23 protein-coding genes and 1 pseudogene are annotated in these 24158 nt (G+C 59.2%); 14 read left to right on the top strand and 10 right to left on the bottom strand.

The window, feature by feature from the left end; all coding sequences use genetic code 11:
* Positions 1-92: 92 nt before the first annotated feature.
* Complete coding sequence (locus ACYSTU_RS26335; protein ID WP_499002594.1) at positions 93-605, bottom strand: nuclear transport factor 2 family protein; 513 nt, start codon at positions 603-605, stop codon at positions 93-95.
* A 262-nt stretch (positions 606-867) separates the two neighbouring features.
* Between ACYSTU_RS26335 and ACYSTU_RS26330 the strand changes: the two genes are divergently transcribed.
* From ACYSTU_RS26330 to ACYSTU_RS26315, 4 genes are all read left to right on the top strand, one after another.
* Entirely contained in the window at positions 868-1761 is an 894-nt protein-coding gene (locus tag ACYSTU_RS26330) for an AraC family transcriptional regulator (RefSeq protein WP_499002592.1), read from the top strand.
* A 375-nt stretch (positions 1762-2136) separates the two neighbouring features.
* On the top strand, positions 2137-2436 hold the full coding sequence (locus tag ACYSTU_RS26325; protein WP_016774379.1) for a metal-sensing transcriptional repressor: 300 nt from the start codon (positions 2137-2139) through the stop codon (positions 2434-2436).
* A 7-nt stretch (positions 2437-2443) separates the two neighbouring features.
* Positions 2444-3580, top strand: a complete 1137-nt coding sequence (locus ACYSTU_RS26320) for a nickel/cobalt efflux protein RcnA (protein WP_499002589.1) — start codon at positions 2444-2446, stop codon at positions 3578-3580.
* A gap of 238 nt (positions 3581-3818) precedes the next feature.
* Entirely contained in the window at positions 3819-3950 is a 132-nt protein-coding gene (locus ACYSTU_RS26315; RefSeq protein WP_096144211.1) for a YHYH domain-containing protein, read from the top strand.
* A gap of 129 nt (positions 3951-4079) precedes the next feature.
* Here ACYSTU_RS26315 and ACYSTU_RS26310 read toward each other — a convergent pair whose 3' ends face one another.
* Positions 4080-4442, bottom strand: a complete 363-nt coding sequence (locus ACYSTU_RS26310; protein WP_039758848.1) for a DUF6124 family protein — start codon at positions 4440-4442, stop codon at positions 4080-4082.
* A 550-nt stretch (positions 4443-4992) separates the two neighbouring features.
* Between ACYSTU_RS26310 and ACYSTU_RS26305 the strand changes: the two genes are divergently transcribed.
* The 5 genes from ACYSTU_RS26305 to ACYSTU_RS26285 all read left to right on the top strand — a co-directional run bounded on the left by ACYSTU_RS26305 (position 4993) and on the right by ACYSTU_RS26285 (position 12785).
* Entirely contained in the window at positions 4993-6315 is a 1323-nt protein-coding gene (locus tag ACYSTU_RS26305) for an APC family permease (protein WP_499002584.1), read from the top strand.
* Positions 6316-6449: 134 nt separating this feature from the next.
* Complete coding sequence (locus tag ACYSTU_RS26300; protein ID WP_122507016.1) at positions 6450-7076, top strand: TetR/AcrR family transcriptional regulator; 627 nt, start codon at positions 6450-6452, stop codon at positions 7074-7076.
* A 171-nt stretch (positions 7077-7247) separates the two neighbouring features.
* Positions 7248-8519: an OmpP1/FadL family transporter gene (locus tag ACYSTU_RS26295; protein ID WP_499002581.1), complete on the top strand. Its 1272-nt coding sequence runs from the start codon at positions 7248-7250 to the stop codon at positions 8517-8519.
* 100 nt (positions 8520-8619) lie between these two features.
* Positions 8620-9729, top strand: a complete 1110-nt coding sequence (locus ACYSTU_RS26290) for an efflux RND transporter periplasmic adaptor subunit (protein WP_499002578.1) — start codon at positions 8620-8622, stop codon at positions 9727-9729.
* Positions 9726-12785 (top strand): efflux RND transporter permease subunit, encoded by a 3060-nt coding sequence (locus ACYSTU_RS26285; protein WP_499002575.1) that lies wholly within the window; start codon positions 9726-9728, stop codon positions 12783-12785. Before ACYSTU_RS26290 ends, ACYSTU_RS26285 begins: the two co-directional genes overlap by 4 nt.
* Here ACYSTU_RS26285 and ACYSTU_RS26280 read toward each other — a convergent pair.
* Both ACYSTU_RS26280 and ACYSTU_RS26275 read right to left on the bottom strand, forming a co-directional pair.
* Entirely contained in the window at positions 12763-13698 is a 936-nt protein-coding gene (locus tag ACYSTU_RS26280; protein ID WP_499002572.1) for an NADP-dependent oxidoreductase, read from the bottom strand. The genes ACYSTU_RS26285 and ACYSTU_RS26280 overlap by 23 nt on opposite strands.
* A gap of 60 nt (positions 13699-13758) precedes the next feature.
* Positions 13759-14119: pseudogene (locus ACYSTU_RS26275) on the bottom strand (DoxX family protein).
* On the opposite strand from ACYSTU_RS26275, the gene ACYSTU_RS26270 reads away from it, so the two are divergent.
* The 3 genes from ACYSTU_RS26270 (at position 14049) to ACYSTU_RS26260 (ending at position 16658) form a co-directional block, all read left to right on the top strand.
* Entirely contained in the window at positions 14049-14246 is a 198-nt protein-coding gene (locus ACYSTU_RS26270) for a hypothetical protein (protein WP_499002600.1), read from the top strand. The pseudogene ACYSTU_RS26275 and the gene ACYSTU_RS26270 overlap by 71 nt on opposite strands.
* Positions 14247-14483: 237 nt before the next feature.
* Complete coding sequence (locus ACYSTU_RS26265; RefSeq protein WP_499002569.1) at positions 14484-15317, top strand: oxidoreductase; 834 nt, start codon at positions 14484-14486, stop codon at positions 15315-15317.
* A 150-nt stretch (positions 15318-15467) separates the two neighbouring features.
* A complete protein-coding gene (locus ACYSTU_RS26260; protein WP_338139251.1) occupies positions 15468-16658 on the top strand; it encodes an MFS transporter in 1191 nt (396 codons plus the stop codon).
* Here ACYSTU_RS26260 and ACYSTU_RS26255 read toward each other — a convergent pair.
* Positions 16652-17560 carry a LysR family transcriptional regulator gene (locus ACYSTU_RS26255; RefSeq protein ID WP_207807220.1) on the bottom strand — a complete coding sequence of 303 codons (909 nt, stop codon included), beginning with the start codon at positions 17558-17560 and terminating at the stop codon, positions 16652-16654. The genes ACYSTU_RS26260 and ACYSTU_RS26255 overlap by 7 nt on opposite strands.
* A 204-nt stretch (positions 17561-17764) precedes the next feature.
* Here ACYSTU_RS26255 and ACYSTU_RS26250 point away from each other — a divergent pair, with 204 nt between their 5' ends.
* Both ACYSTU_RS26250 and ACYSTU_RS26245 read left to right on the top strand, forming a co-directional pair.
* Complete coding sequence (locus tag ACYSTU_RS26250) at positions 17765-18334, top strand: NAD(P)H-dependent oxidoreductase (RefSeq protein ID WP_122610071.1); 570 nt, start codon at positions 17765-17767, stop codon at positions 18332-18334.
* 149 nt (positions 18335-18483) lie between these two features.
* Entirely contained in the window at positions 18484-18786 is a 303-nt protein-coding gene (locus tag ACYSTU_RS26245; RefSeq protein ID WP_499002564.1) for an Atu4866 domain-containing protein, read from the top strand.
* Between the two features lie 45 nt (positions 18787-18831).
* Here the strand turns inward: ACYSTU_RS26245 and ACYSTU_RS26240 are convergent, their stop codons facing one another.
* The 5 genes from ACYSTU_RS26240 to ACYSTU_RS26220 form a co-directional block, all read right to left on the bottom strand.
* The gene (locus ACYSTU_RS26240) at positions 18832-19389 is read right to left on the bottom strand and encodes a flavin reductase family protein (protein WP_223631495.1); all 558 of its coding nucleotides are present in this window, start codon (positions 19387-19389) and stop codon (positions 18832-18834) included.
* Positions 19390-19526: 137 nt separating this feature from the next.
* A complete protein-coding gene (locus tag ACYSTU_RS26235) occupies positions 19527-20432 on the bottom strand; it encodes a LysR family transcriptional regulator (protein WP_024012654.1) in 906 nt (301 codons plus the stop codon).
* An 84-nt stretch (positions 20433-20516) separates the two neighbouring features.
* Positions 20517-21083 (bottom strand): GNAT family N-acetyltransferase, encoded by a 567-nt coding sequence (locus ACYSTU_RS26230; RefSeq protein WP_499002560.1) that lies wholly within the window; start codon positions 21081-21083, stop codon positions 20517-20519.
* An 86-nt stretch (positions 21084-21169) separates the two neighbouring features.
* Positions 21170-22174, bottom strand: a complete 1005-nt coding sequence (locus ACYSTU_RS26225; protein WP_499002557.1) for an NAD(P)-dependent oxidoreductase — start codon at positions 22172-22174, stop codon at positions 21170-21172.
* A 114-nt stretch (positions 22175-22288) separates the two neighbouring features.
* Entirely contained in the window at positions 22289-24112 is a 1824-nt protein-coding gene (locus ACYSTU_RS26220; RefSeq protein ID WP_207807215.1) for an NAD(P)/FAD-dependent oxidoreductase, read from the bottom strand.
* Between the last annotated feature and the right edge of the window lie 46 nt (positions 24113-24158).

Genomic DNA, 24158 nt, shown 5'->3' with positions numbered 1-24158 from the left:
GGCCGAAAGCCGACATTCGACGACATGCCCACCTACGTAATATCTCGCAGCGTCTCGCGAGCAGATCCTCCAGCCGATCTTGGCAGGATTATCTATTCAACATTGCCCGCTTCAAGCGGAATTCGCCTGATAACGTCGTCATAAGGCACCAGGTCCAGAAAGGCAGTGACCTCAACTGCCTGCAAATTTCGCATGCGCATGATCCATACGTAGCTGTTGCGATAAGGCGCGCCGTCGGCTGCGGTGGCGGTGCCGTCCCAGTGCACAACGACGTCATCGCCTTCAGCCCAGATATCCGTCACCGTCGGGCGAACGGGCGAGGCAAGCCGTTTTGCGAAGGGTTGAACTGCGCGTTTGAGGAAGTCATCTCGGCCGCGATAAGTGCCCGCCGAAGGGCTCGTCCCCTTGATTGTCCAGATCACATCGGGAGCCAGGACATCTGTGAAGAACGTCCGGCCGCCTTGAGCCCATTGGTTGAACGCTTGCGCGATGAATTGGCGATTGCGTTCCGTAGTTGGTTCGCTGGCCACGGCGGGCGCCAGTCCTGCAATGAGTGTGGTGAAGACCAGTGCTAGCGCTGTAGAGAGGCGTTGAACAAGCGTCATTTCCTGTGCTCCTTAATCTGTCCCGAGTTGGATGGGCCGTTGTTGTTATCTGTAAGCCGCTAGTTGCGTTCCAGGACGCCGTTGTTCTATATGGGGCATTGGCAAAGAATCGGCGCGGGTGTGGACGGCAGTTTCTCTGGGCTTCATCTGGAGTGTGACTTATGAGCGGAGGAGGGCTGTTGCAGGATCGTCCTGATTTCTTGCTTGATCATCCGATAGGCCAGATGTCTAACCGCCGCATCCCCACGTTATGGAGTAGTGTTTGAATTCCCTTTCAAAGCTTGTCGATATCGTTGGTCGTCACGTCCTGGATGACGGCATTCACAGCACCGCGATTCCGGGTGTCAGCCTGATTCGCTCGGCTACGCCCACGATGCCTATGCCGGTGGTGTACGAGCCAACACTCTGCCTGGTCGCCCAAGGACGTAAACAAGCGATGCTGGGCACTACCGCCTATGTTTACGATCCGGCCAAGTACCTGATTGCATCGGTAGACCTTCCGGTGATGGGCTCGGTCATCGAGGCGAGTGAGGCTGTTCCCTATCTGTGCCTGGCGCTGGATCTCGATACCGCTGTATTGAGTGAACTTGCGCTGCGCCATCCGCTAAGAGAAGAGAGCGTCAGTGCACCGCCGGCAGGCATTACGCTCAACGATACGACCCCAGAACTGCTGGATGCTGCGGTTCGGCTGGCCGGGCTGCTCGACAGGCCACGGGATATCGAAGCGCTCGCTCCGCTGGTGATTCGCGAAATGCTTTATCGCCTTCTAACCGAAAACGGCAACAGCCTCATCAGGCAGATGGCACAAGCAGACAGCCGCTTGAACCAGATCGCCAAGGCTATTGCCTGGCTACGCAGCCACTACAACGAAGCGTGTCGGATAGATGAACTCGTCGAAATCGCCGGCATGAGCCGTTCTTCTTTTCATACGCATTTCAAGGCGATCACCTCGATGAGCCCGCTGGAGTTTCGTAACCAGTTGCGGCTACAGGAAGCACGTCGGCTGATGGTCACCGAAGCGGTCGACGCCGCAGAGGCGGGATATGCAGTCGGTTACGAAAGTCCCTCGCAGTTCAGCCGAGACTACGCCCGTCTGTTCGGCATGCCACCGGCGAAGGACGCCTGGCGGCTGCGCACGGACATTTGCGGGATTTGAATCCAGCACTTTTCTTCGCGCAGAAAAAAACGAGGCCGCATTTGCGGCCTCGTTTTCAATGTGTTCCGGACTACTGTTTGACGCTCAGGTAATCGCCGGTCGTGGCTGGATGACGACTCTTCGCCGTGAGCATGATGGACGTCCTGAGCGATCTCCCAGGCTGGCTGCCCCGAGGTGACTGACAACGAATAGGTATGCCCGGCCCAGGCCATGAACATGGCGAGAGCAAGCGCGATTACTACCGTCGTTGTCAGTGTTTTACTGAACATGGCGTTAAAGGTTTCAACTCGTTGACAGGGCGTTCAAGTCATTTGCCTAATCCCCCCTGGGGGGATACGATGCCAGCGTAATTCATCGAGCCCTGAGACTCAACTCATGAGTGAACACGAACACGACCACAGCCATCCCCACACCCACCAAAGTCATGAGGCGATCATCAAACGCCTCAAACGGGCGGACGGGCATTTGCGCGGCATCATCACCATGATCGAAGAAGGGCGTCAGTGCGTGGATATCGCCCAGCAGCTTCATGCGGTTGAGAAAGCGATTTGCCAGGCCAAACGCACGCTCATCCAGGATCACATCGACCACTGCCTCGAAGATACCGTTTCGGCGCTAGGCAATGGCGAGCGCGCACCGCTGGAAGCCTTCAAACAAATCACCAAGTACCTTTAGGTCTGACATGCCCGATTTCGCTGAACTGTTGCAGCAAGGCGGGGCTCACGCCTGGCTGTATTTCCCGAGCGCGATTCTGCTCGGCGCCTTGCATGGCCTGGAGCCAGGTCATTCGAAAACCATGATGGCAGCCTTCATCGTGGCCATCCGTGGCTCGGTCAAACAGGCTGTTTTGTTGGGGTTGGCCGCAACGCTTTCGCACACCGCCGTGGTGTGGCTGGTCGCCATCGGCGGCATGTACCTGGGCAAAGGCCTGGATGCTGAAACCACTGAGCCGTATTTCCAGCTTGCGTCTGCTGCACTGATCATCATGATTGCCCTGTGGATGCTGTGGCGTACCTGGCGCGGTGAGCAGATGTTCAAGTTCGAGCAAAGCGATGATCACCATCACGGCGAACACGACCATGGTCATCATGATGAAACGCACCGAATAGATACCGGCCATGGCCGTGTTGAACTGTCGATCTTCGAGGAAGGCCTGCCACCGCACTGGCGCCTGAAGACCTTGAGCGGACACGCCTGGGCAGCCTCGGATGTTCGCCTGACCACGACGCGTCCGGACGGCAGCAGCCAATCGTTCGCGTTCGTCGAGCGTGAAGGTCATCTGCAGTCGACGGTTGAAATTCCGGAGCCGCACGAGTTCAGCGCTCGCTTGAGTCTTGGACATGCCGGGCATTCGCATGATTACGATCTCATGTTCCAGGAGCATGATCACGGGCATGCGCATTCCGAACTCGAAGGCCTGAAGCTGTCGATTGATGGCTATCAGGATGCGCACGAACGTGCTCATGCCAACGACATCCGTAAGCGCTTCACCAACCGCGAAGTGACCACGGGTCAGATCGTCATGTTCGGACTGACTGGCGGCCTGATTCCCTGTCCGGCTGCCATCACTGTCCTGTTGCTGTGCCTGCAAGTCAAAGAGGTCGCGCTCGGCGGCATGCTCGTTCTGTGTTTCAGCATCGGCCTGGCGCTGACTTTGGTCACCGTCGGTGCCGCAGCAGCCATTGGCGCCAGACAGGCTTCCAATCGCTGGCCGTGGCTGGGAACCGTAGCGCGGCGCGCTCCTTACCTGTCCAGCGTGCTGATCATTGGCGTTGGCCTGTATGTCGGCTTCCATGGCTGGATTGGCCTGAGCGCATAAGGCGGGAGTGTTGGTGCTTTTCGTTGCGGCACTCAGTGCCGCCACCTGCCACCATAACCAGCCCGACAAACGACGTCGTTTGGCTGATGTTCGCGCCCAGTGACCCAGCCATCGCAAGCAATCGACCTTTGATCGAATCCTCGGAGAAGTCGCTTGCTCAATGAAGGCACCTGGCCATACGCTGCTCCGCGTGAGACATCTCACAAAGAATAACAACACGAGCATGGAGCAAGCCCTGATGAAACTGTCCGCCATTCTGATTGCCGCACTATTATCGATTACATCCGTTGCTGCCTTTGCGCACAGCGGTGGCACTGACTCGAAGGGTTGCCATCGCAACCACAAGACCAACGACTACCACTGCCACTAAACAGCAAGAGCCCAGCGCAAGGCTGGGCTCTTGTGATGAGCGCGGTGGGGGGCGGGACATAAGCGCACGCCCGACCTTCATCGCTTGTATTTGAAACTCTGCACCTCACCGGTAACAGGGCATTTTCGTTTACTCCACCGGCACGACATTATCCAACGCCTGATTGACCGCCAGCTCGCCGAGCATCACTACCTGCGCAATACCTTGCAGTGTCTTGCGAGCAGATCCTTCAACCATCCCGATCACATCACTCAGCATTACCGAGGCGGAGCCTAGTGATTCGCTGGCGTTGACCAGCAGTTCTTCGGTGGCGATTTTCGGGTTGGCGAGGAACATGCTGCTGGTTTGGTAGGGCGTGGTTTTGAGGGTGTCGGTGGGTTTGAGGTAGTGGTCGAGGGCGCGGTCGGCGGCTTCGTGGAGTTTTTTTGAGTCGAGGGATTCGTAGGGGGAGGTTGCGTCTGACTGTGGCGGGTTGGGCGTGACTTTGAACATGATCTTTCTCCTCGTGCCGCTTTAAAAGGAGCCATCACCCGTTCGCTACCAAACGAAGGGTGGCGGCCATGCACAGGTTGGTAGACCGGGACACGAGGCAAAACCGGCGCGCTCGAAAGCGCCCTGCGCATAGCCACCATAGAAGCCAGGCGAAGACTTCGCCAAACGGTGTCATTGCGCACCTCGTATACCCGGGCTACCAAACCCGATCACTGCTTTCAGTGACCAGCCAACGATAGAACCCTGGCCCGAGGCGCACAAGCCGGCGGATTCTGGCGTAGTCGTAGGCAATGGCGCAAGGCGTTGTAGCTTGCTGGAATAGTCTGGATGTCGGTTTTAAACGGGGTGTTTAGGGAATTGGTTTTGGCTGAGGTTTTGTGTTGATCGGGCTGGCTTCTTCGCGAGCAGGCTCGCTCCCACAGGTGTCGAGTTGGCAATGTTTATAGCGTCGTGCCGACAAGCCCCATCACACATTTTGAACTTTGCTTTCGGCGCCATTTCCATTGTTTGAGGTGACAACCCTCCAGCTCCTCCACACCTGAACCAAGGAATGACCGTGACGGCTCCCACTCATAAACCTGCTCTGCGCCGGGCAATCACTTTCCCGATGCTGTTTCTGTTTATTCTCGGCGATGTACTCGGCGCGGGTGTTTACGCTCTCGCCGGAACCATTGCCGGGGAGGTGGGCGGCGCGATTTGGGTGCCGCTGCTGATCGCGCTGTTCTTCGCCATGTTGACGGCGGGTTCCTACGCAGAGCTGGTGACCAAATATCCCCACGCCGGCGCGGCTTCGGTGTTCGCGGAAAAGGCGTTCAAGTCGCCGCTCATTTCCTTCCTCGTCGGTTTCTGCATGCTGGCGGCTGCGGTCACCAGCGCTGCGGGTTTGTCGCTGGCGTTTGCCGGTGATTACCTCAACGCCTTCGTCGACGTATCGCCGCAGATTGCAGCGCTGGTGTTTCTCCTGGCGATCGGCCTGCTCAACGCGCGGGGGATCAAGGAGTCGCTTGGGGCAAACCTGGTGATGACCGTGATTGAACTGTCCGGGCTGATTCTGGTGATCGTGGCTGCGGTCTGGTATTTCCGCACAGGCGATGCGGATCTGGGGCGGACGCTCACGTTCAAACCGGGCGTCAGTCCCGTGCTGGCGGTGCTGGGGGCGGCATTGTTGGCGTTCTATTCCTTCGTCGGGTTCGAAACTTCGGCCAATCTGGCCGAGGAAATCAAAGACGTGCGCAAGGTTTACCCGCGGGCCTTGTTCGCGGCTTTGCTTACGGCTGGCGTGGTTTACATGGCGGTGGGCGTGGCGGCTTCTTCGGTGTTGCCTACCGAGAAGTTGGTGGCAACGTCGGCGCCTTTGCTCGAAGTTGTCCGCGCATCGACCCTCGCAATCCCGCCGGCGCTGTTCTCTTTTATTGCGCTGATCGCTGTGGCCAACGGTGCGTTGTTAACCATGATCATGGCCAGCCGATTGACCTATGGCATGGCGAATCTGGGGCTGTTGCCGGGTATTTTGGGTGCGGTTCTGCCTGAACGAAAAACTCCGTGGGCTGCAATTGTTGCAACCACGGTGGTAGCGATTGCCCTGACGCTCACCGGTACTTTGGCAACGTTGGCAGAGACAGTGGTTTTGCTGCTGCTGTTCGTTTTTCTGAGTACCAATGTGGCGGTGCTGGTTCTTCGTCGTGACAGGGTAGAGGAGAATCACTTTCGCGTGCCGACCTTCGTTCCGGTGCTTGCGATCGTTTCGTGTCTGGTGCTGCTCAGTCAGCAGGGGTGGGAGACGTGGTTGCGGGCGGGGGCGCTGATCATTGTCGGGATGTTGCTGCATGGCTTTTCTCGTATCAATTTTTCTGCGATCAGTAAGGCCGGGTAGTGCAGCAGCTTGGGGAATTGGTGTTGTTTGGGCGGGCGTATTCGCGAGCAGGCTCGCTCCCACAGTGGATGGGTGGTGGTTTTCAGAATGAGTCACACGTTGTCAGTCGACGGGCGGGTGAGTAAGCTGCCGACATGAATCAGTCCTCAGTTTCCCCATCCTTCCCCGGCCCGCGTGGTCCCGTCGATCACGACATTCGTGATCAGATTGTCGCGGCGGCCAACGAGCATTTCAGCCAGTACGGCTACGCCAAGACCACGGTGTCCGATCTGGCCAAGGCCATCGGTTTCTCCAAGGCGTACATCTACAAATTCTTCGATTCCAAACAGGCGATTGGCGAAGCCATCTGCGCGAATTGTCTAGGGCAGATCGTTGCGGCGGTCGAGGAGGCGATAAACGAGGAAGAACTAACGCCCACCGAGCGTTTCCGCCGGTTGGTGAAAACTGTGATCGCCACGGGTGTGAATCTGTTCTTCAACGATCGCAAGCTCTACGACATTGCCGCGTTTGCAGCGGGTGAGAACTGGCCAAGTGCGCAGCGTTACGATGCGCAGATCAAGCGTTTCATCACCGACATTGTGCGAGAAGGGCGCGAGGCCGGTGAGTTCGAGCGCAGGACGCCGCTGGACGAGACGGTCGAGTCGATCCACTTGGCGCTGCGGCCCTTCGTCAATCCACTGATGCTGCAACACAATCTGGATTTCATCGAAGTGGCGCCCACGCTGACTTCGAACCTCATCTTGCGCAGCTTGATGCCTTGACCCTCTGCTGATCCGAATACTCGGATGAGTCGCCCCCTAATCTCGCCTCGCCCGTACAGGGGCAGAAGATGAATTACCTAAAATGTGACTGTTGACTGATATGGTCACTCGGATAGCATGGCCGCCGCAGTTCAGGTATTCCAATTCCGAGTCACCCATAGAGTCCACACAATGAAAAAAACAATGCTCAAGCACCCGGTGGGGCTGGCTGTCGTTCTTGCGTCGTCGAACGTTCTGGCCGGCGGTTTCGCGCTCAATGAGCAAAGCGTCAGCGGCATGGGATCGGGTTTTGCCGGTCGCTCTTCCTCGGCGGAAGACGCCAGTACCGTTTTCGGCAACCCGGCGGGCATGGCGCGGCTCAAGCGCGAGCAGGCCAGCGTCGGGCAGGCGACGCTGTTTGCGAAGTCCGATATCAGCCAGACCCGCAGCACGTTCGGCGGTAAGGAAGACGGCGACATGGTGCCGACCACCACGGTACCGATGGGCTATTACGTCAAGCCGATCGACGAGCATTGGGCGTTCGGCGTCGGGTTCTACGTGCCGTTTGGCCTGATCACCGACTACGGCAGCGGTTTCGCCGGCCGCTATTACGCCAACAAAAGCGAAGTCACCACGCTGACGTTCCAGCCGACCATCAGCTATGCCTTCAACGACAAGGTGTCGATCGGCTTCGGCCCGACCATCAACCGCATCAGCGGCGAGCTGTCGGGGATGGTCGCCAATCCGCTGAGCCCCGGGCGCAACGACGGCAAAGTCAAAAGCACCGGCGACGACACCGCGCTGGGCTTTAACGCCGGTGTCATGGTCCAGGCCACCGAGCAGACCCGCCTGGGCCTGACCTATCACTCAAAAGTCAGTTACCACCTCGACGCGAAAAGCAAACTCAGCGATGGCATCTTCAACGTGCTTGGGGTCAGCGGTCGCAGCTATGACGCCTCGCTGGACGTCGACACCCCGGAGTCGGTGGACTTCTCGGTCACCCATCAACTGAACAACGACTGGACGCTGTATGCCGGCAGCACCTGGACGCGCTGGAGTCGCTTCAAAGAGCTGACCATCGAAAACAGTGGATTGCCGCCATTGCTCGCCGGCCAGTTGGGGACGATCAGCGAGGAGCAGAACTGGCACGACACCTGGGCTCACGCCATCGGCGCGGCGTACCGGTTGAACAACCAATGGGTGCTGCGTACCGGGTTCTCGGTTGATCAATCTCCGGCGAACAACAGCAATCGCGGACCGCGTATTCCCACAGGCGATCGCAAGGTGTTCAGCCTCGGCGCCGGTTGGACTCCAGCGGAGAATGTCACCATCGACGTCGCCTATTCGTATCTCTGGGAAGAGAGCGTCGAGATCAACGACACCTCGGCGGCCAAGGGTTCGTACAGCGCGAAATACAAGAACAGCGCCAGCGGGCTCGGTACTTCTGTCAGCTATCGGTTCTGATTCAGCGCTGAACATCGGGCCGGTGACTCCGTGACTGTTGACGATATTGGTCACAAGACTGAGAATATGATGATCATCCTATTTTGAGTGAAGGAATTCCATGCGCCGGCTCCGACCTTTCCCCCTCGCGGTATGTTTGTTGCCCTTGGCCCTGACGGCGTGCGGGGATTCCTCCAGCTCAAAAGATCCACGTACCTTGGCGCCGATTGTCAGATCGGCGGCGGTGCAACCGGCAGAAAATGGGTCTCGATCATTCACCGGCGTCGTCGCTGCGCGCACCCAGGGCGATCTGGGCTTTCGCGTTTCGGGCAAGGTGCTCGAGCGTCTGGTTGATACCGGTCAGACGGTCAAGCGCGGCCAGCCACTGATGCGCCTCGACCCGATCGACCTCGGCCTGCAGGCGCGAGCCCAGCAAGAAGCGGTGAGCGCCGCTCGCGCCCGAGCCATACAGACTGCCGGTGATGAAGCGCGCAATCGCAAACTCGTCGCCGCCGGCGCTATTTCGGCATCGGCCTACGATCAGTTCAAAGCCGCCGCTGACACCGCCAGGGCGCAACTCAATGCCGCTGTGGCGCAAGCGGACGTAGCGCGCAACGCCTCGGGTTACGCGGTTTTGCTGGCGGACGCTGATGGCGTGGTGGTGGAAACCCTCGCCGAACCCGGGCAAGTCGTCAGCCCGGGACAACCGGTGGTGCGGCTGGCGCGGGCCGGTCAGCGGGAGGCCATCGTCCATCTGCCCGAGACCTTGCGCCCCGCGCCGGGCTCAACCGCTCAGGCAAAACTGTATGGCGATACGTCGGCTGCCGTCAGCGCAAAACTGCGTCTGCTTTCCGATTCGGCCGACAGCACAACTCGTACTTTCGAGGCGCGCTATGTGCTCGAAGGCAGTTTGGCCAATGCGCCAATCGGCTCGACGGTCACCGTCGAAATTGCCCAGGGTTCTCCGCCAGATCAGGCGCTGAAGGTGCCCGCCGCCGCGATCTACGACCCGGGCAAAGGCCCCGGCGTGTGGGTCATCGCCGGCACACCGGCGACAGTGAGCTGGCGGCCGGTCGAGGTGCTGGGCTTGAGCGATGACTCGGCCCGTGTCGCTGGCCAGCTCAACGTCGGTGAACCGATTGTCGCGCTGGGCGCGCATCTGCTGCGCGATGGCGAAGAAGTGCGCTTGCTTGCCCGCGACGATGGCCAGATTGCCGGGAGTCGTCCATGAGCGAGGGCCGGTTCAACCTTTCTGCTATCGCCGTGCGCCAACGTGCGATCACGGTGTTTCTGATTTTTCTGATCGCCGTGGCCGGCGTCCTGTCGTTCTTCAAATTGGGCCGGGCGGAAGATCCGCCGTTCACGGTCAAGCAGCTGACCGTCATCACCGCGTGGCCGGGAGCGACCGCGCAAGAGATGCAGGATCAGGTCGCCGAACCCCTCGAAAAACGCTTGCAGGAACTGAAGTGGTACGACCGCTCGGAAACCTACACGCGTCCGGGACTGGCATTCACCATGGTTTCGTTGCTCGACAGCACACCGCCATCGCAGGTGCAGGAAGAGTTTTATCAGGCACGGAAAAAGCTCGACGACGAAGCAATCAAGCTGCCGGCGGGTGTCGTCGGGCCGATGGTCAACGACGAGTTCTCCGACGTGACCTTCGCGCTGTTCGCCTTGAAAGCCAAGGGCGAGCCGCAGCGCTTGCTGGTGCGCGACGCGGAGACGTTGCGCCAGCGCCTGTTGCACGTGCCGGGGGTGAAAAAGGTCAACATCATCGGCGAGCAGGCCGAGCGGATATTCGTTTCGTTTTCCCATGATCGGCTGGCGACGCTGGGCTTGTCGCCGCAGGACATCTTCGCCGCGCTGAACAATCAAAACGTGCTGACCCCCGCCGGATCGGTCGAAACTAAAGGGCCAGAGGTGTTTTTGCGCGTCGATGGCGCGTTCGATACGTTGCAGAAAATCCGTGACACGCCTGTTGTCGCTCAGGGCCGAACACTCAAGCTGTCTGACGTGGCCACGGTCGAGCGCGGCTACGAAGACCCGGCAACCTTCCTGGTGCGCAACAACGGCGAAGAAGCGTTATTGCTCGGCGTGATCATGCGCGAGGGCTGGAACGGTCTCGATCTGGGCAAGGCGCTGGATGCCGAGACAGTCAGGATCAACGGGGAAATGCCGTTGGGCATGACGCTGTCGAAAGTCACCGATCAGGCGGTGAATATCGACTCGGCGGTCGGCGAGTTCATGGTCAAGTTCTTTGTCGCGCTGCTGGTGGTCATGCTCGTGTGCTTTCTCAGCATGGGCTGGCGCGTCGGCGTGGTCGTCGCAGCGGCGGTGCCGTTGACCCTGGCGATCGTGTTTGTGGTGATGGCGGCGACCGGCAAGAACTTTGACCGGATCACCCTCGGCTCGCTGATTCTGGCGCTCGGGCTGCTGGTCGATGACGCGATCATCGCCATTGAAATGATGGTGGTGAAGATGGAGGAGGGCTACGACCGCATCAAGGCCTCCGCTTATGCCTGGAGTCACACGGCAGCGCCAATGCTGGCCGGTACGCTGGTGACGGCGATTGGCTTTCTGCCCAACGGATTCGCGCAATCAACGGCGGGCGAATACACCAGCAACATGTTCTGGATTGTCGGCATCGCGCTCATTGCGTCGTGGGTCGTCGCCGTGGCTTTCACGCCGTACCTGGGCGTGAAGCTGTTGCCGGACATCAAGAAAGTCGAAGGCGGGCACGCGGCAATCTACGACACGCCGCGCTATAACCGTTTCCGGCGCGTTCTGGCGTGGGTGATCACGCGCAAATGGCTGGTGGCCGGTACGGTGGTCGCGCTGTTTGCCGTTGCGATTCCGGGCATGGGGCTGGTGAAGAAGCAGTTCTTTCCGACCTCTGACCGCCCCGAAGTGATGATTGAAGTGCAGATGCCCTACGGCACGTCCATCGAGCAGACCAGCGCTGCGGCGGCCAAAGTCGAAGCCTGGCTGCACAAGCAGGAAGAGGCCAAAATCGTCACCGCCTATATCGGTCAGGGTGCACCACGGTTTTTCCTGGCAATGGCGCCGGAATTGCCGGACCCATCGTTCGCCAAAATCGTCGTGCTGACCGACAACCAGGACGCTCGCGAAACCCTCAAGTTGCGTTTGCGCGAAGCGGTCGCCGAAGGGCTTGCTCCAGAGGCGCGGGTTCGGGCGACGCAGATCGTATTCGGCCCGTATTCGCCATTTCCGGTGGCCTACCGGGTGATGGGGCCTGATCCGGCGAAATTGCGCGACATCGCCGAGCAGGTCAGGGCAGTGATGCAGGACAGCCCGATGATGAGAACCGTCAACACTGACTGGGGGCCGCTGACGCCGACCTTGCATTTCAACCTGGATCAGGACCGCTTGCAGGCGGTGGGGCTAACGTCCAGCGCAGTCGCCCAGCAGTTGCAGTTTCTGCTCAGCGGGGTGCCGATCACGGCGGTGCGCGAGGACATCCGTTCCGTGCAGGTCGTTGGCCGTGCGGCGGGCAATATCCGCCTGGACCCGGCACAGATCGAAGGCTTCACCCTGGTCGGTGCGGCGGGGCAGCGCATCCCGCTGTCGCAGATCGGCCAGGTCGAAGTGCGCATGGAAGACCCGATCCTGCGCCGCCGCGATCGCACGCCGACCATCACCGTCCGTGGCGACATCGCCGAAGGTTTACAGCCACCGGACGTTTCCGGCGCAATCATCCAGCAGTTGCAGCCGATCATCGAAAACCTGCCTTCCGGCTACCGGATTGAACAGGCGGGCGCCATTGAAGAATCCGGCAAGGCCGGCAAAGCGATTCTGCCGTTGCTGCCGATCATGATCGCCATGACGCTGCTGATCATCATCGTCCAGGTACGCTCGATCTCAGCGATGATCATGGTATTCCTCACCTCGCCGTTAGGCTTGATCGGTGTGGTGCCGACGCTGCTGATCTTCAACCAGCCATTCGGCATCAATGCGCTGGTCGGGCTGATTGCGCTGTCCGGGATTCTAATGCGCAACACGCTGATTCTGATCGGGCAGATCCATCACAACGAGCAGGAAGGGCTGGCGCCGTTCCATGCCGTGGTTGAAGCGACAGTGCAACGGGCGCGGCCAGTGTTGTTGACCGCGCTGGCGGCGATTCTCGCGTTCATTCCGCTGACCCACTCGGTGTTCTGGGGCACGCTCGCGTACACGCTGATCGGCGGCACGTTTGTTGGCACCATCATCACGCTGGTGTTTCTGCCGGCGATGTATGCGATCTGGTTCAGGATTCGGCCTGAGCGCTGACATCGAGCACGATTTTTCCCCGGGTGTGTCCGGCCCAGCTTTGTTTAACCGCGTCGACAACTCCTGTCAGCGGTACCACTTGAGCCTCAAGGCTGAGCTTGCCGGATGTGAACAGCGCGGCAATCTCGGCCAATTGGCTGCCATCGGAGCGGGTGGCGAAATTTTTGCCACTCACACCGTGCTCGCTTGCCTTCTGTGCAGAGGGTGCGCTTACGGGGGAAACCAGAACGCCCCCGCGCTTGATCACACTCCATGAGCGGTTCTGAGTTTCGCCGCCGACCAGATCAATGACCGCATCGAGGTCAGCAACGCTGTCTTCGAATTTAGCCGTGGTGTAGTCAATCACCTCATCGGCGCCAAGTGAACGCAGATAGTCGTGGTTCTTCGCAGAGCTGGTCGCGATCACATATGCACCGGCAAGGCGGGCGAGCTGGATTGCGAAGCTGCCCACGCCACCTGAGCCGCCGTGAATGAGGACTTTTTGACCTGCCTGAATCCCGGCGTGTTCATGCAAGGCTTGCCAAGCAGTCAGCGCTGCCGCCGGCACGCCGCCGGCTTCTTGCAACGATAGTGTTGTCGGCGTGTGGGCCAGACGATCTGGCGTTGAGAGGGCCTGGGTCGCATATCCGCCGGTAATCCCGATAAACCCGAACACCTTGTCGCCAACGACAAAGTCTCTGACATCCCTGCCCACCGCGGCGACTGTGCCTGAGACTTCCACGCCAGGCGTGTAGGGCAGTGGCAGAGGAATGAATTGCTGCATGGCACCGGAGAGGATTTTCCAATCGATTGGATTGATCCCACTACCGGCAACATTGATTAACACCTGATCGTCATTGGGTTTCAGATCCGCAAGTTCTTTGAGCTCCAGCGCTTCTGCCTGGCCGTACTGCGCGACTTGGATCGCTTTCATGATTCTCTCCGTTGTGATGGTCAAGGCTCGTCGGAAGAAATGGACGCGCCGGCGATTCGATTAGTGGCGACGTGCGTCGAGGCTGAAACGCCCTGCGCCGAAAGAAACGATCTGCAAGAGCCCACCGGCCATGGCGATATTCTTGAAGAAGTGAATGAACTGATTCTGGTCCGCCAGGGCGTTATGGAAAATCAGTGCGGTCAGTACGCTGAAAATCGCCAACAGCGCTGCGGTGGTACGTGTGCGATAACCGGCGATCAACGCTACGCCGCCGAGAACCTCGACAGCAATCGCCACGCCCAACGCCAGTGCGGGAAAAGGCAACCCGACAGAGCCGAAAGCCAATCATCATGGCCGGTGCCGCGATTTTCGACAGGCCCGAAAGAATGAAGATCGCGCTCAGAAGAATCCGCCCGATCAAGGAAACGCTGCTGTTGAGGTTGGAAGACGTTGAGGCAGTGACGCTGGAAATTGTGGCTGCGTGGGACATGACGTGGATTCCGCTGATTTCAGCGCCTCACCATGAAGCGCCGTTGTGGAGCAGATGATGTCACCGCGCGGCTTTGCGCAATAGCCGACAAGTTTCGATGATCAGGTTCGAAAAAATAGAAATGCAGCAGAAATCGAAGTGGACCTTCCACTGTGGTCAGCGACGTGTGTTGGTGAGCAGGATCAGGCAAATGTCGCGGACTAATCGGATAACAGCGGCGGGGCGGATTCGGTACGTTGGTCTCGAACGCGGTTCAGCCGAATCCTGAACCGCCGCTATCAAGAGGAGTACTGCAATGAACGAGACTAAGGTTTGGTTGGTTACAGGCTGTTCCACCGGGTTCGGTCGCCACATCGCCACGGCGCTGCTGAATGAGGGGGAGCGTGTGGTGGTCACGGCGCGCAACACACAGCAGATCGAGGATCTGGCCGCCCTCGGCGACGCTTTGATTCTGCCTCTGGACGTGACCGATCCGGCGCAGGCGATGCAGGTCGTACAGGCGGCCGAGCATCGCTTCGGGCGCGTGGACGTGCTGATCAATAACGCCGGCGTTGGCTATTTCTCATCGGTAGAAGACAGCGACGATGAAGCTGTTCGGGGGATGTTCGAGGTCAACTACTTCGGCACGGCCAATATGATTCGCGCGGTACTGCCAGGCATGCGCAAGCGGCGCACCGGCATGATCGTCAACCTCACATCGGTAGGCGGTCTGGTCGGGTTCGAAGCGGTCGGCCACTACTGCGCGACGAAGTTCGCCGTTGAGGGCCTGTCGGAAAGTCTGCGCGCCGAAGTTGCGCCACTGGGTATCGGCGTGATGACCGTTCAGCCCAGCGCCTTCAGAACCCAATGGGCGGGGTCTTCGGGCGCTGCGCAAACGGTGGCCGAGGATTATCAGGCAACCGCCGGCGCTGCGATGCGCGCGTACCAGCAATCTGTTGGCAATCAAGCTGGCGACCCAGACAGGGCGGCAGCGGCGATCTACGCCGCGGTTACCTGCGCAGCGCCGCCGGCGCGCCTGCTGTTGGGCAATGAAGCCTATGAGGCAGCGCAGGCGAAGCTTGCCGCCATGGGCCGCGAGTTCAGCGCATGGGAGTCTACCGCCCGTGGCGCGGACTTCCCGACGGCCTGACAGGCGAAGCCCGCACTGATGGCATGGACGCTACAGAATCAGGCAAACACCTGAGAGGAGTGAGTTAACGGGGACGACGCGGTGCGGGAAAAACTGGGCGAGTGAGTTGACTCGCCCAATTTTGAACGGCATTTACCGAGGAGTATTTGTATGAATTCGTCGTCCCCGTCCCGACCTTTCATGTGGCTTTGCGCATTCGCAGCGGGGTCCATGATCGCTAATCTCTATTATCTGCAGCCGATCCTGTCGTTGGTAACGGGGACATTTGATATTCCGCTCGCCACGTCCGGCCTGCTGGTGAGTTGCGCTCAACTTGGCTACACGCTGGGCATTGTGCTGGTCGTCCCGCTCGGTGACGTCCTCGAAAGAAGAGCGCTTCTGAGCCGGATGTTTACCATCAACGCACTAGCGCTGTTTGTGGCTGCGGCCAGCCCGAATTTCTTGTTGTTCTGCGCCGCAGTGTTGATCAGTGGAGTCACGGCATCCGCTGCCATGTTGATTGTGCCGTACGTAGCGTCCATCGCAGCTGAGCATCGGCGCGGTCAAGTGATCGGCGTGGTGATGACCGGGGCCTTGCTCGCGATACCGCTGTCGTGGCTGGTCTCCGGCGGTATCGGCAACGCGGCAGGGTGGCGCTTGGTGTACGCCAGCGCCGGGTGCGCGGCGCTGATCCTGCTCATGCTGCTCAGAATCACCTTGCCAACCGAGCCCGAGCGCCGAGGCCAGCCCGTGCGTTATGAGCAGTTGATGCGCTCGTTGTGGCAACTCATCCTCGAGTATCCAGCGCTTGCTCGCCGGGCGCTTTACGGTGCGCTGGGAATGGCCAGCTTCAGCATGTTGTGGACTGGATTACCAATACTGTTGTCGCAACCGCCGTTCGATTTTTCGACTTCGAGCATCGGACTGATCGGGCTCACGGGAGTGACTGGCGCGTTGATTCCCGGTGTGGTTGGCCGGCTCTGTGATCATGGCTACCGGCACGCGCTGGCATTCGGGTTGGCCTCGTTGATGATACTGGCCTGGGCAGTGCTGAGCTTTGCGGCGACAGGGCTCTGGATAATTATCGCTGCCGCAATGGCCTTGAACGTTGGCGTAATGGGCTTGCAGATCACCCATCAATCGGTCATCTACAAACTGGCCCCCGCAGCCAATTCACGGATTACCGCGGTGTTTATCAGTATCAACTTTGTTGGCGGCGCTATTGGCTCCGCAGTTGCAAGTTTCGGTATTCGGTATGTCGGCTGGGAAGGGCTGTGCCTACTGGGCGCTGCTTTGCCCGCGGCTCTTGTGCTGGCCTATGCATTGAAGGAACGGCCCTTTGCCCGCGTTGCGGTTCAATGAACATGCAAATGGGCGGCGAGGAAATCCATCAGGGCTCTTACGCGTGCGGGCAGATGTCCGCCTTGGCCGACGTAAATCGCATGAATCTCCGTGACGCTTGCAGGCACGAATGGTTGCAGGACGCAAACCAACCTTCCGGCAGCCAGGTCATCTGCAACCTGGCAGAACCCCAGCTTGGCTAGCCCTGCGCCCAGCACCGTCAACTCACGCAAGGCGTCGCCATCGCTGACGCGCAGATTGCCTTTTACCGGGTACATACGTTGCTCGCCGCTCTCGTCGAGCAAGGCCCACTCCATGGCGGGAGGCGAAAAGGTGAAACCCAGACAGTTGTGATCGGCAAGGTCTTGAGGCACCAGCGGAGTGCCCTTGGCCGCCAGGTAGTCAGGAGATCCTACGATCAGCCCTCTGGATTGCCCGAGTCGTTTCGCCACAAGGTTGGAGTTCTTGAGCGCTCCGGTGCGTATGGCGATATCCGCACGTGCTTCGATGAGATCGACCACCTCATCGGTGAGGAAAAGTTCGACGCTGACCCCAGGATGTTGATTCATGAACAAGTTGATGATGGGAAGAAAAAGCTGGCGGCCGATACCCACATTACAGCTGATTCTGACCACGCCCTGCGGTGCAGAACTGGCAGATGCTTCGCGTTCCGCTTCGTCAAGATCGGCCAGTATGGCAACGCTGCGTTCGTAAAAAGCCATTCCTTCTGGCGTCAGCAGTTGCTTGCGCGTGGACCTGTTCAGCAAACGTGCGCCAAGACGGCTTTCCAGGCGCGTCATGAGCTTGCTCACGGCAGAGGGGGTTATCGCGCAAGCTCTTGCGGCCGCTGAATAACCTCCGCGTTCCACCACTTTAACGAACACGCTCATCTCGGCGAAGCAATTGATATCCAGTCGTCGCATGTGAACTCACGTCATAAATCGTGTGCCTGGGCACGGGCTGTTTATCTACCATTTCGCGCGCCTAATATTTTGCCAACGCGATATGGAACGGTTGCCGACTTTGCAAGCAAAGAAGTGGCCACTTCCAACCATCGCGCTCTTGCTGTCACGTTGTTTTCTCTAACCGTAGAACATTGCCATGTTGATAGCTGCTCGGAGGCTGAAATGACTCACACACTGCAATTAGTACTGATCCATAACAGCAACCAGTCCAACGGCGTAGACACGGCGTTGGTGCAATGGATTACCGCCGTGGTGCAAGACCGCAGCGAATTTGCGTTGAGCGTGGTAGAGCCGTTTGACCTGAGATTTATAGACGATTTTTCGGAACAACCCGGTCGTCGAGTGTGCTTGAGAGCGCTAGCGGCAGCAGATGCCTATATCGTCTTGGTGCCCGCACGTCACCTTGGTTACCAGCATGGATTGAAAGTCTTGATGGCGCGCTGGCCTGAACACCTCCAGGGACGACCTTGTTCATTTGTTGGTTATGGCACCACGACCGGCGGGGAGGATGAGGTCGACGAGCTTGGATGCGAGTTGTTGAAGCTGCAGGCCATGCCTGTTGGTGGTTATGTGAAGTTCGCTGAGATTGCCGAGCGTCTCGAACAAGGCTTCGGACTGGAGCACTTTGCGCAAGCACGGGTTTCGATGGCGCAGTTGTTGATCCAGCTGGCCTGGTGGGCACGGGCACTGAAAGATGCGCGGGCCTTCTCTCCTTTGCAGAAGTTCGCGTAGTCCTTCGCTTAGCCGTTTCTGCGAGCGCCTGGAGCATTGGGCAAAACCTGCGCAGGAATTGCATACCGGCACCGCGCCGCGACTTTTTACTCTTGCTTCAAGTCCTGCTGAACGGCAGGAAACTCTGATCTGAAAACAGGAGTTCTAAAATGTCCGATGTCGAAATTCGCGTAACCCCTGATGCGCAAGAAAACGCCACGGCAAATCCAGCCGGCGATCAGGTCAAGTACGTTGGCATGTGGGTGACAGCCGACGGTCATATTCGCCATGAGTTGCTGCCAGGAGGGCGATATGACGAGGCTCGCGGTCGGCAAAAAAGCGCTTATCAAGGGCGCTACTGGCTGGAAGGCGACCACATCGAGTATGTGGACGATACTGGCTTTACCGCAGACGGAGAGTTTCGAGATGACGTGCTGTACCACGCGGGCATGGTGTTATATCCCGAGCGCTGACGCATAAGCCGGAATGAACATTCCGGCTTTTTTATTGGTGTCGTATTACAGATTCTGTGGGCGGAATTGATCGCGCAAATCCAGGGTTTCGCCCGCCACCATAAATCTCCCCTGCCCGCGGTAATGCAGGGTTTTGGGGTTTTTCACCGACGTAGCCACATGCGCCTTGACCACTTCCCACACGAACAGACCGTACTCGCCGATAAGATTCGAGTCGAACAGCTTGCACTCGAAATTGGCGTAGCACTCTTTGATCAACGGGGCCTTTACCCGTTCTGCGGGGGCGGCTGTGAGGTCAAATTGGGCAAACTTGTCGATGGCGCCACCGCTGCTGTTGCCGACGGCAACAACCTGGTCCACCAATTCGACGGTGGGCACGTTGATGACGCACTGCTGGCTGTTGTGGATCAGCTCGTAGCTGTGGTTTGCACTCCAGATGTAGCAGCCAAACAGGGCGGGGGAGAACTGCATCATCATGTGCCAACCCATGGTCATTATGTTGGTTTCACCTTGCCAGGCGGAGGTCACCAGGACGATGGGGCCGGTTTCCAGATGCTGGCGAACCTCGCTCAAAGGGAAGTCGGATTTTCGAAATGCGGTCATGGCGCCTCCGGGGATCAAAAGAGGATAAACAGTTGTTGTCAGTCGCTTTCGACAATTCAACTTTCCTGCTTTTTGACATGCACCTCTCCGGCAGCCTTGCTCAGGCTGTCGGATTTTTGCTCTTTTTCCTGGATTGATTACGTCGGCAAAAGCTGTTCGCCGAACCGCTTGATCAGCCATTGCCCAGCCGGACCGGGCGGCGAGTCGGTTCGATAAATCGCATCGAAGGCGTAGGTGCCGCCTTTACAGTCGGGCATATCCAGTTCGACCAGGCGTCCTTCGTCCAGGTCAGACTGAACCATGGGCACCGGCATATTCCCCCATCCGATGCCCTCTTTGAGAAGCATGTGTTTGGCGCCCAGATCCGCCAGTCGCCAAGTGCGAGTGCTCACAACGGCAAAGTCCTTGTCACCCGTAAGCGTTGAACGATCCGATAGCACCAATTGAACAAACTCTCTGGCAGCGCCAGGGGATTTGGAACACTCGGTTGCAAGCGGGTGTGCAGGCGCGGCGACCGGTATCAATTGAACACTGCCCACGCCGATGCGCTCGATGCCGTCCAGGCCAATGTCCAGCGGACCGCTGATGCCGACTCCAGCTTTCTTCTCCATCACCAGTTGGGTCACTGCCCCCAAGGCTTCCATGTGCAAGTGCAGAGTGACTGTGGGAAATTCTTCCCTGAAGGTCCTCAACGCATCGACTACTCGCTCGGCAGGGAGCATTACATCGAGCGCGAGGTGAACTTCTGCTTCAAGCCCATGCAGCAAACCGGAGACTTTTGCGCGCAGCCCATTTACGCCGTTGGTAATAGTGCGTGCTTCAGCCAGGACGGTTCGACCTGCCTCCGTCAGTTGCGGTTTGCGCGTGGTTTTGCGGTCAAACAGTGAAACCCCGAGCTGCATCTCCAGATTGGAAATGGAGTAACTCACCACCGATGTCGCGCGATGCAGTTTTCTGGCCGCAGCGGCAAAACTGCCCACTTCTACAACCGTCAGAAATACTTTCAGTTGATCAAGCGTTGGTGTTCCTGGATCGGAGATCATTTCTACTGTCTCGAACGTTTGGGGAGTACTTGTCCTGATTTTGCAGACAGCAGCATATACGCAAGATTGAGCACTTGATCGGCTCTAACAATCAATTGACCGGTTTGTTTCTTCGGCAAGCCATTCGCTGCGCGTGATCTCCCACACCTCCACAGGCATCGGCCCCGCCACAAACTGGCCGTCCCGTGTTTCAACCATCCGCATGCCTTCATCTTCGGAAATCTTGCGCGAGGCGTGGTTGGCGGCGGCCTTGGGCACCTGCATCAATGGGCGCATCAAGGTGTCGAACCAGAAGGCATTGATCACCTTGCAGGCCTCGCGCATGTAGCCGTTGCCCTGAAACTGAGGGGCGAGCCAGAAGCCTCGATGGTTACCCGGTTGATCAAACAGGCTGATACTGCCGATGCAGCTCTCGGGCTGAACGCGGGTGCGGATCATCCAGTGCCATTCCTTTGCGGCAGCCATCGCGGGCAGCGCGACATCGCGGACGTAAACAAGCGCGCCGTCGTCCGGATACGGCCACGGAACGCGGCTGTCGAGATAGCGCACGACCTCCCATTGCGGAAACAATTGTTGCACCGCCGCTGCATCACTCAGTTGCAGCGGGGTGAGGATCAGGCGGTGGGTGTAAAGCGTGGGGATGCGATCCATGGCAATCAATCCTTGCGAGCAGTGGCGGGCAGGACCGGTACTCTCTCAAACGAGCAGTTCAAGTGTCGAGCGACCTGTGCGCGGTCTCACTCAAGTAGTTCGATCAACTCCCCACCGTCCTCTCTCAACCGCTGCAAAAACACCTGCGCCTCCAGCAACTGATAGGGAAAATACAGACCCGGCTTCACGGATGGCTGCCCATCCAGCCCAACCAGTCGCTCCAGCAGCATGGCCACACTGAGCCCGGTCAACGCTGCTGCGCCTGATTGGTGAACCACGGCGTGGCGTGTACGCAATGGCTGGCCATCGTGATCCGTGCCTTCAAGTTCAATGAGTATTTCCGTCGACATCGGCAGACCCTGACGCCGGGTCGAGCTGATGCCGCTGGCGAGGTTGAACTCGACGTTCGGGGCGTCGGTGGCGGCGGCCAGGCCGGTGACGTCGATGGAGGAAAAACCGGCGCCCTGCATGATTGTGCCGTCGACGGCGCGGAAGCTGACCTTGGCGCCGTCGCCTTCGCGCCAGATGAATTTGCCGTCGCGGCGGGTCAGCGCGGCGGGCAGCATTTTGTTCAGGTGTTCGAAATCGACGGCGACGGTCGGGCCGCCGCCGTCCTGTTCGTCGACCAGTGCATGAATGCGGATGTCATCTACGCGGGCGAACGCCTTGGTGAGGTGCAGCGTTGCCACGGTCGTGGCACCGACCATCCATTCATAGCCGAGGACAATGGGCGACGCGTCGGGCGAGTGGATGAAACTGGCGATCTGCGGGGCGATTTCGAACACGCCGGAAGAGATGCTCAGGTGCGGCACCTTGCGCTTTTGCGCAAAGCGTAGCCCGGCGAGGGCATGGTCCATGTAGAACAAGGCGATGGCGCTGACCGGGCGATCACCCAGCCCCAGATCATCTGCGCGAGCATCGATGACCACACCCTGGGCATTGCCGATTTGCTCGGCGGTTTGCTGAGCCTTGGCGAGGTCGCGTCCGCCGATCAGCAAGGGGACGTCGGGATGCGCTGCGCGCAATGCGCGAGCCGTCTGGTGGCCGATGGCGCCGGAGCCGCCCATGAACAGAATGGGATGAAGTGGCATGAATCCTCCTCATTTTTCCTGGATTGAAACGTGCTTGGGCTACACACCCTAGCACGCACTTTCCAGTTCGCCGGTGCGCTTGGCCTGCGCACCGACGAACGACCACTTGAGGAATCAGCCCAGATGATGCCGCTGTGCAAGGCGATAGACATCGGTGTCGAGGCCTTCGAAACGGGCCTTCAACTGCAACGCCAGATACAGCGAATAGTGCCGTGACTGATGCAGGTTGCCGCCGTGGAACCAGAGGTTCTGCTGCTGGGTCGGCTTCCACATGTTGCGCAGTTCACCTTCATACGGGCCGGGGTCGTTGGTGGTGCCGGAACCCAGGCCCCAGCAGCGCCCGACCTTGTCGGCGACTTGCTGAGAAATCAGCTTCGCGGCCCAGCCGTTCATCGAGCCATAACCCGTCGCATAAACGATGAGATCGGCCGGCAAGCGGCTGCCATCGGTGAGCACCACCGCATCCGCTTCGATGCGTTCGACACCGAGGCCCGGCGCGCTCTTGAGCTTGATCGTGCCGTTGGCGATCAGTTCCGAGGCGCCGACGTCGATGTAGTAACCCGAGCCACGGCGTACGTATTTCATGAACAAACCCGATTCGTCATCGCCGAAATCGAGCATGAAACCCGCCCGGTTCAGGCGTTCATAGAAGTCCTTGTCGCGCTCCTTGATCGCGTCGAAGATCGGCCGATGAAACTGTGGCATGACCTTGTACGGAATCGAGGCGAACAGCAGGTCGGCCTTGTCCGTGGTCAGCCCCGACTCGAGCGCCTCTTCGGAATAAAGCCCGCCGAAAACCAGTTCCATCAGGCTGTCTGAACGCACGATGTGCGTGCTCGAACGTTGCACCATGGTCACCTCGGCGCCGTTTTCCACCAGATCGGCGCAGATGTCGTGGGCTGAATTGTTCGCGCCGATGACCACTGCGCGCTTGCCTTTCCACGCATCGCCGCCGGGGTGACGGCTGGAGTGATGTTGCTGGCCCTGAAAGTTTTCGGCGCCTGGATACACCGGCACATTCGGTACGCCAGACATGCCGGTGGCGAGGATCAGTTGCGTCGGTTGCAGGGTGACGGGCTCGCCGTTGCGCAGGACCTCCACGGTCCAGCGGCCAGTCTCTTCGTCAAACGTAGCGCCGAGGCATTCAGTGCGCGGCCAGTAGTTGAGTTCCATGACCTTGGTGTACATCTCCAGCCAGTCGCCGATCTGGTCTTTTGGGGTGAACACCGGCCAGTGGTCGGGGAAGGGCAGGTAGGGCATGTGGTCGTACCAGACCGGGTCGTGCAGGCACAGTGACTTGTAGCGGCCGCGCCATTGATCGCCGGGGCGTTCGGCTTTGTCGATGATCAGCGTCGGTACGCCCATGCGTTTGAGCCTTGCGCCGAGGCCGAGCCCGCCCTGACCGCCGCCGACGATCAGGCAGTACGGTTGCGTGGTAATGCCCAGCGCCGCTTCTTCATCGCGGCGGCGCTCCAGCCAGTTGCGCTTGTCAGCGTGGGCATGGCCGTGGCTCGCGCCCATCGGCCGGCGGCGGCCGCTGGGTTCTTCGAAACCCTTGAGCTCGCGCATGGTGGTCAACAAAGTCCAGCACAGACCGTCCTTCAGGCGCACGTAGCCTTTGCCACGTGCGGTGTCGGTTTCCAGGCTCATCCAGCCTTCAAGCACGCCATCGGTGAGCGTGGCTTCACCTTCGAGTTGCCAGCGTTCGGGCCGGGTCTGCTCAAGGCGTGTTTCGAGCATGTCGCGAATCGCCGGTTTGCCTTCCAGGGTGACGAGGTTCCAGCTGAACAGCAGCAAGTCACGCCAGTGGCATTCTTCGGCAAACAACTCCAGCGTGCCGTCCACATCTCGTTGCGCCAGACGTTCGCCGAGGCGTTCGACCCAGGCCGCAAGTTGCGCTGTTGGCGATTGCAAAGGGGTTTCAATAGCGATGTTCATGGGGCCACTCCCGATCTTGTTGTTTTGGTAAGCCATGGCATCAGAG

Source organism: Pseudomonas glycinis (assembly GCF_054871425.1).
The sequence above is the reverse complement of the archived record's forward strand: the minus strand, read 5'-3'. Positions and strand labels throughout refer to the sequence as shown.

Coding starts and splice junctions, on each gene's coding strand:
- ACYSTU_RS26225 (WP_499002557.1), bottom strand. CDS start 22,174: ATGCCACTTCATCCCATTCTGTTCATGGGCGGCTCCGGCGCCATCGGC.
- ACYSTU_RS26285 (WP_499002575.1), top strand. CDS start 9,726: ATGAGCGAGGGCCGGTTCAACCTTTCTGCTATCGCCGTGCGCCAACGT.
- ACYSTU_RS26305 (WP_499002584.1), top strand. CDS start 4,993: ATGACCGTGACGGCTCCCACTCATAAACCTGCTCTGCGCCGGGCAATC.
- ACYSTU_RS26295 (WP_499002581.1), top strand. CDS start 7,248: ATGAAAAAAACAATGCTCAAGCACCCGGTGGGGCTGGCTGTCGTTCTT.
- ACYSTU_RS26250 (WP_122610071.1), top strand. CDS start 17,765: ATGACTCACACACTGCAATTAGTACTGATCCATAACAGCAACCAGTCC.
- ACYSTU_RS26265 (WP_499002569.1), top strand. CDS start 14,484: ATGAACGAGACTAAGGTTTGGTTGGTTACAGGCTGTTCCACCGGGTTC.
- ACYSTU_RS26220 (WP_207807215.1), bottom strand. CDS start 24,112: ATGAACATCGCTATTGAAACCCCTTTGCAATCGCCAACAGCGCAACTT.
- ACYSTU_RS26315 (WP_096144211.1), top strand. CDS start 3,819: ATGAAACTGTCCGCCATTCTGATTGCCGCACTATTATCGATTACATCC.
- ACYSTU_RS26290 (WP_499002578.1), top strand. CDS start 8,620: ATGCGCCGGCTCCGACCTTTCCCCCTCGCGGTATGTTTGTTGCCCTTG.
- ACYSTU_RS26230 (WP_499002560.1), bottom strand. CDS start 21,083: ATGGATCGCATCCCCACGCTTTACACCCACCGCCTGATCCTCACCCCG.
- ACYSTU_RS26240 (WP_223631495.1), bottom strand. CDS start 19,389: ATGACCGCATTTCGAAAATCCGACTTCCCTTTGAGCGAGGTTCGCCAG.
- ACYSTU_RS26270 (WP_499002600.1), top strand. CDS start 14,049: ATGGCCGGTGCCGCGATTTTCGACAGGCCCGAAAGAATGAAGATCGCG.
- ACYSTU_RS26260 (WP_338139251.1), top strand. CDS start 15,468: ATGAATTCGTCGTCCCCGTCCCGACCTTTCATGTGGCTTTGCGCATTC.
- ACYSTU_RS26235 (WP_024012654.1), bottom strand. CDS start 20,432: ATGATCTCCGATCCAGGAACACCAACGCTTGATCAACTGAAAGTATTT.
- ACYSTU_RS26335 (WP_499002594.1), bottom strand. CDS start 605: ATGACGCTTGTTCAACGCCTCTCTACAGCGCTAGCACTGGTCTTCACC.
- ACYSTU_RS26320 (WP_499002589.1), top strand. CDS start 2,444: ATGCCCGATTTCGCTGAACTGTTGCAGCAAGGCGGGGCTCACGCCTGG.
- ACYSTU_RS26300 (WP_122507016.1), top strand. CDS start 6,450: ATGAATCAGTCCTCAGTTTCCCCATCCTTCCCCGGCCCGCGTGGTCCC.
- ACYSTU_RS26280 (WP_499002572.1), bottom strand. CDS start 13,698: ATGAAAGCGATCCAAGTCGCGCAGTACGGCCAGGCAGAAGCGCTGGAG.
- ACYSTU_RS26325 (WP_016774379.1), top strand. CDS start 2,137: ATGAGTGAACACGAACACGACCACAGCCATCCCCACACCCACCAAAGT.
- ACYSTU_RS26245 (WP_499002564.1), top strand. CDS start 18,484: ATGTCCGATGTCGAAATTCGCGTAACCCCTGATGCGCAAGAAAACGCC.
- ACYSTU_RS26310 (WP_039758848.1), bottom strand. CDS start 4,442: ATGTTCAAAGTCACGCCCAACCCGCCACAGTCAGACGCAACCTCCCCC.
- ACYSTU_RS26255 (WP_207807220.1), bottom strand. CDS start 17,560: ATGCGACGACTGGATATCAATTGCTTCGCCGAGATGAGCGTGTTCGTT.